The 16,199-nt window shown below is 69.5% G+C and carries 16 protein-coding genes; 12 read left to right on the forward strand and 4 right to left on the reverse strand.

Annotated features, from left to right (window positions below; genetic code table 11):
• Positions 1-3: 3 nt before the first annotated feature.
• The 4 genes from J1C47_RS20225 to J1C47_RS20240 all read left to right on the forward strand — a co-directional run bounded on the left by J1C47_RS20225 (position 4) and on the right by J1C47_RS20240 (position 4,436).
• A complete protein-coding gene (locus J1C47_RS20225) occupies positions 4-987 on the forward strand; it encodes a sll0787 family AIR synthase-like protein (protein ID WP_342592027.1) in 984 nt (327 codons plus the stop codon).
• Positions 987-1,274 carry an MSMEG_0570 family nitrogen starvation response protein gene (locus tag J1C47_RS20230; RefSeq protein WP_207352615.1) on the forward strand — a complete coding sequence of 96 codons (288 nt, stop codon included), beginning with the start codon at positions 987-989 and terminating at the stop codon, positions 1,272-1,274. The genes J1C47_RS20225 and J1C47_RS20230 overlap by 1 nt, the downstream gene beginning before the upstream one ends.
• A 79-nt stretch (positions 1,275-1,353) precedes the next feature.
• A complete protein-coding gene (locus J1C47_RS20235) occupies positions 1,354-2,622 on the forward strand; it encodes an MSMEG_0569 family flavin-dependent oxidoreductase (RefSeq protein ID WP_207352616.1) in 1,269 nt (422 codons plus the stop codon).
• Positions 2,623-2,759: 137 nt separating this feature from the next.
• Entirely contained in the window at positions 2,760-4,436 is a 1,677-nt protein-coding gene (locus tag J1C47_RS20240) for a thiamine pyrophosphate-dependent enzyme (RefSeq protein WP_207352617.1), read from the forward strand.
• Between the two features lie 63 nt (positions 4,437-4,499).
• Here the strand turns inward: J1C47_RS20240 and J1C47_RS20245 are convergent, their stop codons facing one another.
• The 3 genes from J1C47_RS20245 to J1C47_RS20255 all read right to left on the reverse strand — a co-directional run bounded on the left by J1C47_RS20245 (position 4,500) and on the right by J1C47_RS20255 (position 7,805).
• Complete coding sequence (locus J1C47_RS20245; protein ID WP_207352618.1) at positions 4,500-4,811, reverse strand: polyhydroxyalkanoic acid system family protein; 312 nt, start codon at positions 4,809-4,811, stop codon at positions 4,500-4,502.
• Between the two features lie 161 nt (positions 4,812-4,972).
• Positions 4,973-6,364 (reverse strand): DEAD/DEAH box helicase, encoded by a 1,392-nt coding sequence (locus J1C47_RS20250; RefSeq protein ID WP_207352619.1) that lies wholly within the window; start codon positions 6,362-6,364, stop codon positions 4,973-4,975.
• 301 nt (positions 6,365-6,665) lie between these two features.
• Positions 6,666-7,805, reverse strand: coding sequence for a D-alanyl-D-alanine carboxypeptidase family protein (locus J1C47_RS20255; protein ID WP_245396703.1), 1,140 nt, complete (start codon positions 7,803-7,805; stop codon positions 6,666-6,668).
• A gap of 191 nt (positions 7,806-7,996) precedes the next feature.
• Between J1C47_RS20255 and J1C47_RS20260 the strand changes: the two genes are divergently transcribed.
• Together J1C47_RS20260 and J1C47_RS20265 are read left to right on the forward strand one after the other, a co-directional pair.
• Positions 7,997-8,410, forward strand: coding sequence for a hypothetical protein (locus tag J1C47_RS20260; protein WP_207352621.1), 414 nt, complete (start codon positions 7,997-7,999; stop codon positions 8,408-8,410).
• 67 nt (positions 8,411-8,477) lie between these two features.
• Positions 8,478-9,005, forward strand: coding sequence for a copper chaperone PCu(A)C (locus J1C47_RS20265; RefSeq protein ID WP_207352622.1), 528 nt, complete (start codon positions 8,478-8,480; stop codon positions 9,003-9,005).
• A 121-nt stretch (positions 9,006-9,126) separates the two neighbouring features.
• Here the strand turns inward: J1C47_RS20265 and J1C47_RS20270 are convergent, their stop codons facing one another.
• Complete coding sequence (locus tag J1C47_RS20270) at positions 9,127-9,510, reverse strand: DUF427 domain-containing protein (RefSeq protein WP_207352623.1); 384 nt, start codon at positions 9,508-9,510, stop codon at positions 9,127-9,129.
• 175 nt (positions 9,511-9,685) lie between these two features.
• Here J1C47_RS20270 and betB point away from each other — a divergent pair, with 175 nt between their 5' ends.
• The 6 genes from betB to J1C47_RS20300 all read left to right on the forward strand — a co-directional run bounded on the left by betB (position 9,686) and on the right by J1C47_RS20300 (position 15,603).
• Positions 9,686-11,149: a betaine-aldehyde dehydrogenase gene (gene betB, locus J1C47_RS20275; RefSeq protein WP_207352624.1), complete on the forward strand. Its 1,464-nt coding sequence runs from the start codon at positions 9,686-9,688 to the stop codon at positions 11,147-11,149.
• Between the two features lie 107 nt (positions 11,150-11,256).
• Complete coding sequence (locus tag J1C47_RS20280; protein ID WP_342592028.1) at positions 11,257-11,814, forward strand: sigma-70 family RNA polymerase sigma factor; 558 nt, start codon at positions 11,257-11,259, stop codon at positions 11,812-11,814.
• Positions 11,811-12,557 carry an anti-sigma factor gene (locus tag J1C47_RS20285; protein ID WP_207352625.1) on the forward strand — a complete coding sequence of 249 codons (747 nt, stop codon included), beginning with the start codon at positions 11,811-11,813 and terminating at the stop codon, positions 12,555-12,557. Before J1C47_RS20280 ends, J1C47_RS20285 begins: the two co-directional genes overlap by 4 nt.
• Before the next feature lie 85 nt (positions 12,558-12,642).
• Positions 12,643-12,801, forward strand: a complete 159-nt coding sequence (locus J1C47_RS20290; protein WP_207352626.1) for a hypothetical protein — start codon at positions 12,643-12,645, stop codon at positions 12,799-12,801.
• Between the two features lie 274 nt (positions 12,802-13,075).
• Entirely contained in the window at positions 13,076-14,140 is a 1,065-nt protein-coding gene (locus J1C47_RS20295; protein ID WP_207352627.1) for an ABC transporter ATP-binding protein, read from the forward strand.
• A gap of 146 nt (positions 14,141-14,286) precedes the next feature.
• Positions 14,287-15,603, forward strand: a complete 1,317-nt coding sequence (locus J1C47_RS20300; RefSeq protein WP_207352628.1) for an ABC transporter substrate-binding protein — start codon at positions 14,287-14,289, stop codon at positions 15,601-15,603.
• Positions 15,604-16,199 lie beyond the last annotated feature (596 nt).

Consider the following 16,199-nt stretch of genomic DNA (forward strand, 5'->3'; position numbering starts at 1 on the left):
CCGGTGACGCTCGACCCCGACACGCTTGCCGAGAGCCTCAGGGCGCATCCCTCGATCCGCGGCAAGCTCGCCATCGGCCGGGCGACCGGTGCGCTCGGCCTGTCGATGCGCGACGCCGCGACGGCCGGCGACGACGCGGCGGCGCTGCCCAATGCGGCCGGCGGGTGGGACCTTCTCGCCGGCGAGGGCTTCATCCCGTCCTTCGTTGAGGACGACCCCTGGTTCGCCGGCTGGTGCGGGGTGATGGTCAATCTCTCCGACATCGCCGCGATGGGGGGACGGGCGGTCGCCCTCGTCGACCAGGTCTTTGCGCCGTCGCCGGAAAAGGCGGCGCCCCTGCTCGCAGGGTTGCGGGCGGCGGCGGAGGCCTATGGCGTGCCCATCGTCGGCGGTCACACGAATTTCGCCGCGCCCGATCTCGGCCTCGCCGTCACCGTCCTGGGCCGGACGCGCGCGCTTCTCACGAGTTTCGACGCGAGGCCCGGCGACGTTTTGATGATCGCGGTCGACATGCGCGGCACCTACCGGAATTTCGACAATTTCTGCGCCGCGATCGACGTCGCCCCCGAGCGGCTGCGCGGCGACCTCGCCCTCGTCTCCGACCTTGCCGAGCGCCGGTTCTTCAGGGCGGGCAAGGACATCAGCCAGGGCGGCATCGCCGGAACGGCGCTGATGCTGGCCGAAGCCTCCGGCGTCGGGATCGCGCTCGATCTCGACCGCGTCCTCACTCCCTTCCCGCCCGGGCAAATTCCGCTCGAACGCTGGATGCGGACCTTCCCGAGTTTCGGATTCCTCTTTGCAATGAAGCCGGACAAAGTCTTGCGGGCAGCCGAGATGTTCCAAGAGCGCGGCATCTATGCCGGGCTCATCGGCGAGGTCGAGCGTTCGTCGACGGTGACGTTCCATTCCGGCGGGCGTTCCGCCGTCTTCTGGGACTGGCGGGAAACGCCCTATCTTCGCCCCGCGCCCGCCCCGGAGAGGCCGTGATGCCCGAGGTTCGCTTCACCATCCGCTGGCCGGACGGAAAGGAGGAGCGCTGCTATTCGCCCTCCACCGCGATCAGACGCTTCGTCGCCGCCGGCGAGACCTATCCGCTCGCCGACTTCCTGGAACGGGCCCGGGACGGGCTCACCGCCGCCTCCGACCGGGTGGCGGCGAAATACGGCTTCGCCTGCACCGCCGCGATGGCGGAACTCGCCCGCATCGAGGCGCGGGGGCGGCCGTTCCTCGGCTGCGAGGGCGCCGAAGTCGTCTGCCTGTCGCTCGACGAATGACGGGGGGCGGGTGGCAAGGCGCCGGGACTGCGCGCGGCATGGCCGCCGCGACGCGCCGGCAATCTGAAAGGACAAAGCGATGAGCAAGAGCCCGGCGGCACCGAGCCACGTCACGGTCGCCATCGTCGGTGGCGGCCAGGCGGGGCTTTCCGTCAGCTGGCACCTCGCACGACGCGGCATCGGCCACGTCGTCTTCGAGCGCTACCGGCGGTTCCATTCCTGGCGGGTCAACCGCTGGGACAGCTTCTGCCTCGTCACGCCGAACTGGCAATGTCGGCTGCCGGGCCATCCCTATCGCGGCGAGGATCCGGACGGCTTCATGGTGAAGGACGAGATCGTCGACTATCTCGAAGGCTTCGCGGCGAGCTTTGCCCCGCCGCTCCGCGAGAACGTCGCCGTCACCCGGATCGCCCGCGCCGGAAGCGGCTATCGCATCGAGACCTCGGCCGGCGTCTGGACCGCCGATCAGGTGGTGATCGCCACCGGCGGCTACGACACGCCGATCGTCCCGCCCTATGCCGAACGTCTCGATCCGGCGATCGTCCAGATGCATTCGCGCGAATATCGGCGGCCATCGCAGCTTCCGGACGGTGCGAGCCTCGTCGTCGGCACCGGCCAGTCCGGCGTCCAGATCATGGAGGATCTCCTCAAGGCGGGGCGCGAGGTGCATCTCGCCGTCGGGCCGGCCCCGCGCAGCCCCCGCAGATATCGCGGCCGCGATTCGACCGACTGGCTCCACGAGGCCGGCCACTATGCCATGACCATCCGGGATCATCCCGATCCGATGAAGGCGGTCACCCAGACCAACCACTACATGTCGGGGCGCGACGGCGGCCACGAGATCGACCTGCGCCGCTTCGCGCTGGAGGACGGCGTCCGCCTCTACGGCTCGGTCGCCGGCATGGACGGCCGGACGATCCGCTTCGCGCCGGAGCTCGAGAAGAACCTCGACGACGCCGACCGGAGCTATGTCGGCATCCGCAACCAGATCGACGTCCATATCGAGAGAAACGGCATCGACGCGCCGGCCGAGCCGCCCTTCGAAAAGCTCTGGCGCCCCGAGCGCGAGATCACCGAGATCGACGCGCAGGCCGAGAACATCACCTCGGTCGTCTGGTCGATCGGCTTTCGCCCGGACTATTCCTTCATCGAGGTTCCGGTCTTCGACGAACGCGGCAAGCCGGTCTTCGACCGCGGCGTCACGAAGGTTCCCGGCTTCTACTTCATCGGGCTCGGCTGGCTGAACACCTGGGGCTCCGGCCGCTTCCTCGCCATCGACGAAGACTGCCGGCATCTCACCGACGAGATCGCGCGGATTACGGCCGGCAAGGCGCTGGCCGAGGCCTGATCGCCGTCGCGGCGTCCGGCGGGGGCGCTGCCTGCGCCGCCTGCGGGGACCTCCCGGCTTCGCGGCAGGTCGCGGGTTGCGGGCCGCATGAAAGGCTGGCATCTCGGGCCGATCCGACGAAGAGGGATGACGTCCAGATGCGAAACGGCGGCCAGTTGCTCGTCGACTGCCTGATGGCGCTCGGAGCGAAGACGTGCTTCGGCGTTCCCGGCGAGAGCTATCTCGCGGTGCTCGACGCGCTGCACGACACGCGCGGCCGCCTCGACTACGTGCTCTGCCGGCAGGAGGGGGGCGCCGCCTTCATGGCCGCCGCCTGGGGCAAGCTGACCGGTTCGCCCGGCATCTGCATGGTGACCCGCGGCCCGGGCGCGACCAATGCCGCCATCGGCGTCCACACGGCGATGCAGGATTCGGCGCCGATGATCCTCTTCGTCGGCCAGGTCGGTACCGACATGAAGGGCCGCGAGGCCTTCCAGGAGCTCGACTACCGGGCGGTGTTCGGCACCATGGCGAAATGGGCCGTCGAGATCGACCGGGCGGAGCGGATCCCAGAGATCCTGCTGCGCGCCTGGACGACGGCGGTGAGCGGCCGGCCGGGCCCGGTCGTCGTCGCCCTGCCGGAGGACATGCTCAGCGGCGCCGCCGACGCCGCGCCGCTGTCGGGCCCGGCCGAGATCTTCGAGCCGGCGCCGGCCGCCGCCGCCATGGCGCGGTTCGGCGAGATGCTGCAGGGCGCCGAGCGGCCGCTGATCCTCTATGGCGGCTGCAACTGGAAGCCCGGCTCGATGGCCGCGGTGCAGCGCTTCGCCGAAGCCTCCGACATTCCCGTCGTCTCGGTGTTCCGCTACCAGGACCAGTACGACAACTTCTCGCCGACCTTCTGCGGCGAGGCGGGCGTCGGCATGACGCCTTCGGTAAAGGCGCTGATTGCCGAAGCCGACCTGATCCTCGCGCTCAACATTCGGTTCGGCGAGAATTCGACCGCCGGCTACACGCTGCTGACGGTTCCCGAACCCAACCAGGCGCTCGTCCACGTCCACGGCTCCGACGGCGAGATCGGCAAGGTCTACCGTCCGTCGCTCGGCATCCAGGCCGGGCCGAACGCCTTCGCCGCGGCGCTTGGCGAAATGGAGGCCGTTTCCGGCGACCGGGCGGACTGGCGGGCGCGGGGCAGGGCGGCCTTCGAGGCGGGCCTCGACCTGCCGGACCTGCCGTCGCCGGTCGACATGGGCAAGGTCGCGGCGCATCTGCGCGCCGTGCTGCCAAAGGACGTGATCGTCACCAACGGCGCCGGCAACTTCACCGTCTGGCCGAACAAGTTCCTGCTCTACGGGCCGCAGGCGCGACTCCTCGCGCCCCAGGCCGGCGCGATGGGCTACGGACTTCCGGCGGCGATCGCCGCCAAGGTTGCTGATCCCGGCCGCACCGTCGTCTGCTTCGCCGGCGACGGCGACTTCCAGATGACCTCGCAGGAACTCGCCACCGCCAAGCAGGCGGGCGCCCAGCCGATCGTCCTCGTCCTCAACAACGGCACCTACGGGACGATCCGCGCGCATCAGGAGCGCCACTATCCGGCGCGGGTCTCGGGGACCGACATGGAGAGCCCGGACTTTCCGCTGCTGGCGAGGGCCTATGGCTTTCACGGCGAGCGGGTGGAGCGGACGGAGGAGTTTCCTGCGGCCTTCGAACGCGCGCTCGCCTCGAAGACCGGCGCGGTGCTCGACCTTGCGATATCGGCGGAGGCGCTGACCCCGCGCCAGACCCTCAGCCAGATGCGCGTCGCCGCGCTTGCCCAGCGCGGGGAGCCCGGCTGAGCGCAGGCGGCGCCGCGGAAAGCGGGGTTCCGGCCGAAGCGGCGCGGCCTTGCGGGACGGCGCCTACTTCTTTTCGAGAAGCAGCGTGCCTTCCTTCTTCAGCCGGCCCTTGAGCTTCTCGGCGATCGAGGCGAGGAAGCCCGGCAGGTCGATCTCCACATGCACGCTGTCGTCGAGGACGTCGAGACGGCCGGTGACGGTCTGGCCCATCACCCTTGCCCGGAAGTCGAGATGGTCGCCCTCCCAGCTGTCCTCGAACTTCACCATGCCGCCCAGCATGTCCTGCCTGAGGCTCGCGAACCCGCCTTCGATGCGGCCACGCGCCGCCTCGCGGGTGAGCTTGTGGGGAATGTCGACCTTCACCGTCTCGGCCATCGCCGTCTCCTTGCCGTCTGCCTCGCACCGGATATGGCGACGCCGCCCCTGCGGCGCAACGTCGTGCCGCGCGTCTGCCCCCGGGACAGCGGCCATCACGCAAAAAGAGCGCGGAGTTGCCCCCGCGCTCCCCACCATGATCTGCGTTGGCGCCGGCAGGCTCAGACGCCGGCCGCCTGGCGCTGTGCGCCGCCGCCGCCGCCGCGCCGCCGCCGGCGCTGGCCTTCCCGCTGGCCCTCACGCTGTCCCGCGCGCTGGCCGCCGTTCTCCTGGCGGCGGTTCTCGCCACCGCCGGCATTGCGCGGCGCGCCCTGGCCGGGATTGCCGCCGCGGCGATTGCCTCCGCCGTTGCGGCCGCGCGGCTGGCGCGGACCGCGGGCGGGACGCTCGTCGCCGTCCATGGCAGCGCCTTCCGGCACCTTGAAGTCGGTCGGCTGCGGCTCGAGGCTCTGGCCGGTCAGCCGCGCGATCGCCTTGAGCTTGGCGCGCTCGGACGGATCGATCAGCGAGATCGCGATGCCGGAATGGCCGGCCCGCGCCGTGCGGCCGATCCGGTGGACGTAGCTCTCCGGCTCTTCCGGCAGCTCGAAGTTCACCACATGGCTGATCTCGTCGACATGGATGCCGCGGGCGACGATGTCGGTGGCGACGAGAACCCGCGCCGAGCCGTGCTGGAAGGCGGCGAGCGCCTTCTGCCGGGCCGCCTGGCTCTTGTTGCCGTGGATCGCCAGCGCCGGGATGCCGGCCTTTTCGAGGTCGCCGGCGAGGCGGTTGGCGCCGTGCTTGGTGCGGGTGAAGATCACCACCTTGGCAAGGCTCGCATCCGCCAGCCGGTCGATCAGCCAGTGCTTCTTGGCCTTCTGGGGAACGAGGAAGACGCTCTGGTCGATCTTCTCGACGGTCACGACTTCCGGCGTCACCTCGACGCGCACCGGCTTGGTCAGGATCTTGGCGGCGAGGTCGCCGATCGAGCGCGGCATGGTCGCCGAGAAGAGCAGCGACTGGCGCTCGCTCGGCAGCTTGGCGACGATCTTCATGACGTCGCGCACGAAACCCATGTCGAGCATCCGGTCGGCCTCGTCGAGGACCACGTGCTCGACGGCCGAAAGGTCGACGGCGCGCTGGTTCATCAGGTCGATGAGCCGGCCGGGCGTGGCGATGACGATGTCGACGCCGCGGGCGAGCGTGGCGATCTGCGGACGGATCGAGACGCCGCCGAAGACGGTCGTGTGGCTGATCTTGGTGCCGACGGTATAGGACTTGACGTTGCCGGCGATCTGCGAGGCGAGCTCGCGGGTCGGCGTCAGGATCAGCACCTTGGTCTGCTTCGGGGCCGCACGGCCGCCCTTCTTCAGGAGGGCGTGGATGACGGGAAGCGAGAAGGCGGCAGTCTTGCCGGTGCCGGTCTGGGCGATGCCGAGAACGTCGCGGCCGGCCATGACGGCGGGAATGGCCTGGGACTGGATCGGCGTCGGTTCGGTGATGGAAAGACGCGCAAGCGCCGAGAGGAGCGTGTCGGCAAGGCCGAACGCCTGAAAATTCTGAGAGGTCAAAGCATGCCTTTGGATGCGTGCGGCGCCGTGACCGGGGCCGCCGGAAGGATCGAACGTCTTCGCGCGGGCGGACGGTTCGACGGGCCGTGTCGGGCGGGCCGATGGCGGGGCCACCAGGCCGATCCGATTTCGTCGAGGGCTACCAACTGTGGGTGAAGCTGAAGATACGACGATCGCGCGATCACGGCGTGATGTTGCCCATATCGTCGTTTTGCTGCGCCGCGTCAAGTCACAATCGAGGGGGCGTCCTGCCGCACCGCCCAAGGGTCAGCGGCTTCCGCAGCGACGCGCCCGCGGCCCGTCACTCGCTGCGTTCCGACGAGAACTGCCCGACGATGGTCTCGGCGACCCGCGCGACGACCCCCGCCCGGTCTACCGCTTCGGCGGCATAGAGCGGCACCTCGCGCATGGTCTCGTCGCCGCGCGAAAACAGCGCCCAGCCGGCCCGCTGCCCCATGGCGACGGGGGCGGGGATCGGGCCGTTGTCGACGATGTGGCGGCTGACGTCCTTCAGGCTGCCGCGCGGCACGAGCAAAGCGAGGTCCTCGCGCGCCGTGAGCTGCACGCTCGCCTGCGAGCCGCCCGCGACGCGCGCCGTTCCGAGCGGCTCGCCGGCCTTGACCAGCGTCACCTCCTCGAAGTCCTGGAGCCCGAAATCCATCAGGCGCTTGGCCTCGCGCGCCCGCTCCTCGGAGCTCTGCATGCCGGACATGGCGAGGACGATCCGCCGCCCGTCCTTCGTCGCCGAGGCGACGAGGCCGTAGCCGGCCGCGGCCGTATGGCCGGTCTTCAGACCGTCGGCGCCGAGCGCCAGCAGCGGATTGCGGTTGCGCTGGGTGATGCCGTTGAACCGGAAGCTTTCCTCGGAGAACAGCGGATATTCCTCCGGAAAGGTCTTGATCAGATATTCCGCGAGCAGTGCGAGGTCGCGCATCGTCACCTGCTGGCCCTCGGCCGGCAGGCCGTGCGGGTTGACGAAATGCGAATGCGACAGGCCGATCGCCTTGGCCTCGGCATTCATCTTCTCGGCAAAGCCCTGTTCGCTGCCGGAAAGTCCCTCGGCGATGACGATCGCCGCGTCGTTGCCGGACTGGATGATCAGGCCCTTGATCAGGTCGCCGAGGCTGACCCGCTTGTGCACCGGCAGGAACATGGTCGAGCCGCCGGAATTCGCCCCGCCCTCCTTCCATGCGTGTTCGGAGACCTCGAACGTGTCGTCCTTCGAGGCCTCGCCCTTGCGGATCATGTCGAAGACCACCGTCGCGGTCATCAGCTTGGCGAGGCTCGCAGGCGGAATCGGATCGTCGGCATTCTTTTCGAACAGCACCCGGCCCGTGCCGACGTCGACGAGGATCGCCGTCGGCGCCTTCGTCTCGAAGGCAAGCGCCGGCGCGCCGAAGCCGCAGGCGGCGACGATGAGGACCAGGAAGGGTGCGAGCAAGCGGCGGAACGTCATGGCTCAAGGCGTAGACGCAGCGCCGCCGCCCCGCAAGCTGATCACGCGACTTTGCGCCCCTCGCGAGGGCGCGGCCGGACGTGCCGAGGTTCGAAACGGGTGCCGCGTGGATCGGCGCTCTGCCGCAGCCACCGGGACGGATGACAAGGCCCGTCTTCTCTGCGACAAGTCGCGCCATGCGCGCGTTTCGGCTTCTTCTCGGCGACAGGCTCACGGCGGCGGCGGCAGTCGCGCTGCTGGCGCAGCTGATGCTGCTGCAGGGGCTCGTCGCCGGAAAGTCCTGCCTCGACATGGCCTTCGGCGGGGTGCCGGCGGTGCTGTGCTCCGGCGTGGCGGTCCCTGCCGATGCCGCGGTCGATCGCGGCGAGCGGTCGGACGGCAATTCCGGCCACTGTCCGGACTGTGCCTGCGCGACGCTCTGCGGCTCCGGACGCCCGGTCGTCATGGCGATGACGCCGGAGACGGCGCCGGCCTTCGACCGCAGCGCCTCGATCGCCCTGCCGCGGCCCGTCGCCGCAAGGGTCGTGCGCCGGCGCACGATACCCGGCGGCCTCATGCGCCAGCGCGGGCCGCCGTCACTCTCCGCCTGAAGTTCGAGAATCGCCGGCGGCCATCCCGCCGGCGCCGTCCTTTCACGTTTCAATCGGAGAAGAATTCATGCGTCTCACGACGACCACGATCGCTGCGGCCGCGATCATCTGCGCCGCGAGCCTTCCCGCCGGCGCCCATTCCTACAAGGTCGGCACGCTCGAGATCGGCCATCCCTGGAGCCGCGCGACGCTGCCCAATGCGCCGGTCGCGGGCGGCTACATGACCATCACCAACACCGGCAAGACCGCCGACAGGCTGCTCGGGGGCACCACGCCGGCCGCCGCGAAGGTCGAGCTGCACGAAATGAAGATGGAGGGCGACGTCATGACGATGCGTCCGCTGAAGGAGGGCCTCGAGCTGCCGCCCGGCGAAACGGTGAGGCTGGCGCCCGGCGGCTACCATCTGATGCTGATGAAGCCGTCCAAGCGCTTCGAAGAGGGCGAGCGCGTCCCCCTGACCCTCACCTTCGAGAAGGCGGGAGAGGTGAAGGTCGACCTTGCCGTCGACAAGCCCGACGCGATGGGCAAGGCGCCCGACGCCCATGCCGGTCACAACGGTCATGCCGGGCAGAAGACGGGCGCCAAGTCCAAATAGGCGCCGGCCGGAAGCCTTGCGCGGCGGCATCGAGGCGGCCCGCCGCAACCGTCGAGAGAGGGGCGGCGCGCTCGGCGTGTCGCCCGCCGGCGGTCCGGAACGTCCGGGCGGCGGATGCCGCTCACCAGTCCCGCTTGGTCGGCGGCTCGTCCACTTCGATCCGCACGGCGGTCGGATAGAAGGCGATGTAACCGGCGATCTCCTGGACGCCCCCGTGCGGCGTCTCGTAGGACCAGGCGGCGTCTTCGGCCGCCCGGCCCATCGCCGTGATCGTCCAGTAGCGGGCCTCGCCCTTGTGGGGGCAGGTCGTGCGCTTGTCCGTCGCGGCGAAATAGGCCATCTCCACCCGGTCGCGCGGAATGTAGTAGACGGGCGCGTGGCCGTCCTCGACGAGTTTCAGCGCCTCCTTGGTCGAGGCGATGACGACGTCGTCGAAATAGACGGTGACCGGATGCGGCTCGGGCGTGATCGTGATCCGCTGACGGGTTTCTTCGGGGCTTGCCATTGCGGTCTCCCTTATTCGCTTTCACCAGGAACTGCGGGAGCGGCGCTTTCGATCCCCGCCGGCACCCGGCGATCCCGCCGATCGGAGGAAGCGGTTGGCGTTCGCGCGTTCCGGCCGATATGAAGCGCCGACGCAAGAACCGGTCGGTCCGACCCGCATCGAGGAGCCCGAAGCCATGCGAGCCCAGCCCGAAGCCTCCCATTACGTCGACGGCGCCTATGTCGACGACACCGCCGGCGAGGCTTTCGAAAGCCTCTACCCGGCGACCGGCGAAACGCTGGCGAGGCTCCATGCCGCCACCCCGGCGCTGCTCGAGCGCGCCGTCGCGGCCGCCCGCCGCGGCCAGGCGGAATGGGCGGCAAGGAGCGGCGCCGAGCGCTCTCGCGTCCTCAGGCGGGCGGCGGAGATCATGCGCGAGAGGAACGAGGAGCTCAGCCAGATCGAGACCCTCGACACCGGCAAGGCGATCCAGGAGACGCGGGTGGCGGACGCCGCCTCCGGCGCCGACTGCATCGAGTATTTCGCCGCGCTTGCCGCCGACATGCGCGGCGCCCACATCCCGCTCTCCAACGGCTTCGCCTACACCCGCCACGAGCCGCTCGGCATCTGTGCGGGTATCGGCGCCTGGAACTATCCGATCCAGATCGCCTCGTGGAAGAGCGCGCCGGCGCTCGCCTGCGGCAATGCGATGATCTTCAAGCCATCGGACGTGACGCCGCTTTCGGCCCTCAAGCTCGCCGAGATCTATACCGAGGCGGGGCTGCCGGCCGGCGTCTTCAACGTGCTGCAGGGCAAGGGCCCGCTGGGGGCGGCGCTCGCCTCGCATCCGGCGATCGCCAAGGTCTCGGTCACCGGCTCCGTCGGCACCGGCGCGAAGGTGATGGGTGCGGCTTCCGAGACGACCAAGCACGTCACCCTCGAACTCGGCGGCAAGTCGCCGATCCTCGTCTTCGCCGACGCCGATCTCGATGCGGCGGTCTCCGGCGCGATCCTCGGCAATTTCTACTCGACCGGCCAGATCTGCTCGAACGGCACCCGCGTCTTCGTCGAAAGGAGCGTGCGCGCGGCCTTCGTCGAACGGCTCTGCGAAAGGGTGCAGGCGATCCGGCTCGGCGATCCGCTCGATCCCGAGACCCATCTCGGCCCGCTGGTCTCCAGGGCGCAGTACGACAAGGTGCTGGAATATCTGAAGATCGGCAGCAGCGAGGGCGCGAGCCTGGCCTGCGGCGGAAAGGCGGCGAAGGTCGCGGGCATGGAGCGCGGCTTCTTCGTCGAGCCGACGGTCTTCACCGACGTCGCCGACGGCATGCGCATCGCCAGCGAGGAGATCTTCGGACCGGTGATGTGCGTCATGGATTTCGACGGCGAGGACGAGGCGATCGCGAGAGCCAACGCCACCGATTTCGGCCTCGCCGCCGGCATCTACACGCGCGATCTGTCGCGGGCGCACCGGATGGCGGCGCGTGTCGAGGCGGGGACGGTGTGGATCAACGCCTACAATCTGACCCCGGTGGAGATGCCCTTCGGCGGCGTCAAGCGCTCGGGCATCGGCCGCGAGAACGGCCGCGAGGCGCTCGAACACTACAGCCAGGTGAAGTCGGTCTATGTCGCGACGGGGCCGGAGGCGGCGCCCTACTGACGCCGCCGGACCATTCGGGCGACGCGATCGACCCGACGTTGACAACCGGGCCTCGAAGCTGTTTGCCCTAGGCACAGCTGTGTGTGGCCGCGTTGGAGGAGCATTTCGTGCAGCCAGAGGAGGCGCGGACGGTTCTCGTCGCGATCATGGGCCGTCTCGCCGCGGGCGACGAGGCCGCGCTCGGCGAGCTCTACCGCCGGACGGGGGCGAAGCTTTTCGGTGTCTGCCTGCGTATATTGAATGACCGCGAGGAAGCCGAGGACGTTCTCCAGGACGTCTATCTGACCGCCTGGCGGCGCGCCGACAGCTTCGACGCCGGACGCGCGAGCCCGATCACCTGGCTCGCCACCATTGCCCGCAACCGCTCGATCGACCGGCTGCGGCAGATCGGGCGGCGGGGCGGCGACCGCCCGATGGAAGAGGCGGCGGAAGTCGCCGAGACCGGACCGTCGGCCTTCGACCGCCTCGCCGAGGTGGACGAGGGCCGCCGTCTCGGCGATTGCCTGCGCACGCTCGACGAGCGCACGCGGGAATCCATTGCCGCCGCCTTCTTCGGCGGCATGACATATGAACAGCTCGCTGCGGGGCTCTCGGTGCCGCTCGGGACGATCAAGAGCCGGATCAGGCGCGGCCTGATCAGATTGAAGGAGTGTCTGTCGCAATGAACGATCTGCGCCGCGACGACGGTGACGAGGCGGATCCGGCCGCCGAGTACGCGCTCGGCGTGCTCGACGGTGCCGATCGTCGCGCCGCGCAGCGCCGGATCGAGCGCGATCCGGCCTTCGCCGCCGAGGTGGCCGCGTGGGACGCGCGTCTGGCACCGCTCTATGCGGCGATCCAGCCGGTGGAGCCGCCGGCCGGCGTCTGGCCCGGCATCGCCGGCGAACTGGCGCGCATGCGCCGCGTCGCGGCGGCCGACGGCCGCGAGCGGCCGCGCGGCCGGCGGGTCTCCGGCATCTGGCAGTGGATCGGCCTGTCCGGCATGGGCCTTGCGGCGGCGAGCCTCGCCGCGCTGATCCTGGTTTCCGGCAATCTCGCCGGGCTCGGGACGGGCAACACGGGCGACGTCTTCGAAAACGTCCTCGTCGGCACGCTGGCGAGCGACCAGGGGCAGGCCCTCTTCACGGTGGTGATGGACCGCGACCACGACATCGCGACGCTGATTCCGGTCACCCACGAGAATCACGGCAACCGCGTGCCGGAGCTCTGGGTGGTGCCGCCGAACGGCGGGGCGCCGCTGTCGCTCGGCCTGATCAATGCCGAGCGGCCGGCCCAGATCCATTTCAAGAACCGGCCGGTGGGAGAACCCAAGGCGGCGCTCGCCGTCTCGCTCGAACCCCCCGGCGGCTCGCCCACCGGCCAGCCGACCGGCCCGGTCGTTGCCTCCGGGGCGCTCGACAGGATCTGACGGACGACGGCACCCGCCCGTTTCGGCCGGGATCTGCGCCGGGACGATTTTGCTTCGCGCCGCGATGCTGTACGGCCTCGGCACCATGAGCAAACTCTTCTCGATCCTGTTCGTCCTGTTGATGGGCGCCCATCTCATCCGCCCGCTCGGCCTGCCCGGGCTGAGGAAGCGCGGCGATTTCTGGAAGATCGCCGCCGTCGGCCTCGTCCTCTTCGGTCTCGTCATCCTGATCCGCCCCGAGTGAGGGCGGCCGGGCCCGCCGCGATGCGGGTCGGCGGCCCTCATGGGCGGGGGGGGGCGGGCATAGGGCGTCCGGGGCCGGCAAGACGTATACGTTGCGCCCTCTTGCGGCCGGCGGCGGCGTTTCTGCCGGTCCGTCCGGCGCCGTAGCGACGGAGGCCTTTCCACACTGTCGACGGCGAAATTCCGGTGCGCGCGACTGGCCTGTTGCGCTTCCGCGGCGAAGCGGACAGTATGCGCCCAAAAAATACGTTGCAAATCGATCCGGGGGGTAGTGGATGGCATCGGTGACGTTCAAGGACGTCCGCAAAGCGTTCGGTACGGTGGAGGTCCTGCACGGCGTCTCGATCGCCATCGAGGAAGGCGAATTCGTCGTCCTCGTCGGCCCGTCGGGCTGCGGCAAGTCGACGCTGCTGCGCATGCTCGCCGGTCTGGAGCACGTCACCGCCGGCGAGATCTGGATCGGTGACCGGGTGGTCAACGCGCTGCCGCCGAAAGAGCGCGACATCGCCATGGTGTTCCAGAACTACGCGCTCTACCCGCACATCACCGTCGCCGAGAACATGGGCTTCTCCCTGAAGCTGAAGGGCGTCGGGAAGGCCGAGATCGCCGAGCGGGTCCGGCCCGCGGCGGAGATCCTCGGCCTCAGCCATCTCCTCGACCGCTATCCGCGCCAGCTCTCCGGCGGCCAGCGCCAGCGCGTCGCGATGGGCCGGGCGATCGTCCGCGAGCCGCAGGTCTTCCTGTTCGACGAGCCGCTCTCCAACCTCGACGCCAAGCTGCGCGTCTCGATGCGCTCGGAGATGAAGAACCTCCACCAGCGGTTGAAGACGACGACCGTCTACGTCACCCACGACCAGATCGAGGCGATGACCATGGCCGACAAGATCGTCGTGATGCACGACGGCGCGGTCGCGCAGGTCGGCGCGCCGCTCGAACTCTACGACCGGCCGGACAACCTGTTCGTCGCCGGTTTCATCGGCTCGCCGGCAATGAATTTCCTGACCGGCCATATCGAGGGCGGCGATGCCCGGCGCTTCGTCACAGGCGACGGCCACGTCCTGCCGGTCGGCCGGCCGGGCACCGCTGCGGCTGGGGCCGAACTGATCTACGGCGTGCGGCCGGAAAGCTTCCACCTCGGCGGCGACGTGCCGCTGACGGTCGACGTCGTCGAGCCGACCGGCTCCGAGACCCACGTCCTCGCCAGGCTCGGCAAGACCGAGGTGACCTGCGTCTTCCGCGAGCGCATCGCGGCGCGGCCGGGCGAGGAGATCCGGGTCGGCATCGATCCCGAGAGCGTCCACGTCTTCGACGCCAAGTCGGGAGAGCGGGTTTCGGCATAGGCAAGATTGCGGCGACCTCGGGCGCGATGCGTCAAGCCGCAGCGTTCCGGCCGCCGGCCGGAGGCGAGGAAGAGGTCGAAAGCGGCGCCGCCGAGGAGGGTGGCGCCATCAGGCAGTGACATTCGGTGTGACAGGGAGGAAACGTCATGACCATCAATCGCAGGACGCTCATGCAGGGCGCGGCCGGCATCGCCGCCGGCGCGGCCCTCGGCAGCCCCTTCGGCGCCGGCCGGGCCTTCGCGGCGGGCTCGATGCCGCAGTTCAAGCCGGAGGAGGGCGCCTCGCTGCGCCTGCTGCGCTGGGTGCCCTTCGTCTCCGGCGAGGAGGCGGCCTTCAACGCCAACACCAAGGCCTTCACCGAGGCGACCGGCGTCGAGGTCCGCATCGACCAGGAAAGCTGGGAGGACGTGCGTCCGAAGGCCGCCGTCGCCGCGAATGTCGGCTCCGGGCCGGACATGGTGATGAGCTGGTTCGACGATCCGTTCCAGTATCCCGACAAGCTCGTCGACGTCACCGACCTCGGCAACGCGCTGGGCGAGGCGAATGGCGGCTGGTACGACGGCCTGAAGGGCTACGCCACCCAGGGCGACAAGTTCATCGCCATCCCGCTCTGCGCCATCGGCAACGCCATCTGCTACCGCGACAGCCACATGAAGGCGGCGGGCTTCTCGGAATTTCCCAAGGACACCGACGGTTTCCTCGAGCTCTGCAAGGCGATGAAGGACAAGGGCACGCCCGCCGGCTTCCCGCACGGCAAGGCGGTCGGCGACGGCAACAACTACGCCCACTGGCTGCTCTGGAGCCACGGCGGCATGACCGTCGACGAGAACGGCAAGCCGGCGATCAACAGCCCCGAGACCAAGGCCGCCGTCGAATACGCCAAGAAGCTCTATGCGACCTTCATCCCGGGCACCGAGAGCTGGCTCGACATCAACAACAACCGCGCCTTCCTGGCCGGCCAGATCTCGCTGACGGCGAACGGCGTCTCGCTGTACTACGCCGCCAAGAAGGATCCGGCGATGGCCGAGATCGCCGAGGACATCCGGACGACGAACCTGCCGATCGGCCCGGTCGGCAAGTCGGTGGAACTGCACCAGACCTCGACGATCAACATCTTCAAGCACACCAAATATCCTGAAGCGGCGAAGGCCTGGATCGCCTTCATGTTCCAGCCGGAGAAGTTCAACGCCTGGCTGGAAGGCGCCAGCGCCTACTGCTGCCAGCCGCTCAAGGCCTTCGCCGACAATCCGGTGTGGTCGTCGAACCCGGTGCACAAGGCCTATGCCAACGCCTCCGCGAGCCTCAGGCCGAACGGCTATGCCGGGCCTCTCGGACCGGCATCGGCGGGCGTCATGGCCGACTACGTTCTCGTCGACATGTTCGCCGAGGCGGTCACCGGCCAGCGCTCCACCGAGGACGCGATCGCCAATGCCGAACGGCGGATCAAGCGGTATTATCGGTAAGGAGGAGGCGCCGCGCCGATCCGGTGCGGCGCTGAAATAGCCTCCCTCATCCTGAGGTGCTCACCCGCTCATCTGAGCGGGTGAGCCTCGAAGGGCGAGGGGGCGCTTGGTGCCGCATCGAAACCAGGCGGGGTCACCCTCGCCCTTCGAGGCTCCCCGTCGCAGGCTCCGGTTCGCACCTCAGGATGAGGATGATCCGGTGCCGCGACGGCCCCTCATCCAGGACCTCTCGAGTTCATCGAAGGGGGGTAGGGGCGAGAGGGTTCGGGCGGCATCGCCGCCGCGGCGGGGTCTGGTCGGCGAGCGGCTTTCGAGGGCCGTCTGCTCGGAAGGGTCGGGGCAGAAGTTGAAACCTCGTCATTCTCTGGCCCCGTCCCGAGAATCCAGGGGCGGTTGGCGCCGCATCGGCCGCGTCCGCCCCTTTGCGGCCGGAGCTGGCAGGGCCGACGATCTCCGGGATCTCGGGACGGGGCCCGACAATGACGAAGCGTCGAGGGTGTCGCCCGATCGGGGGCGTCCGTCGACTGAATTGCATGTCCCGTCGGTCGGACGGGCGAAGAGAGCATCTCAGGGAGCCTCGGTCGATGGCCGCCATA

It is taken from the genome of Jiella sonneratiae (genome assembly GCF_017353515.1).
Classification (GTDB): Bacteria; Pseudomonadota; Alphaproteobacteria; order Rhizobiales; family Rhizobiaceae; genus Jiella; species Jiella sonneratiae.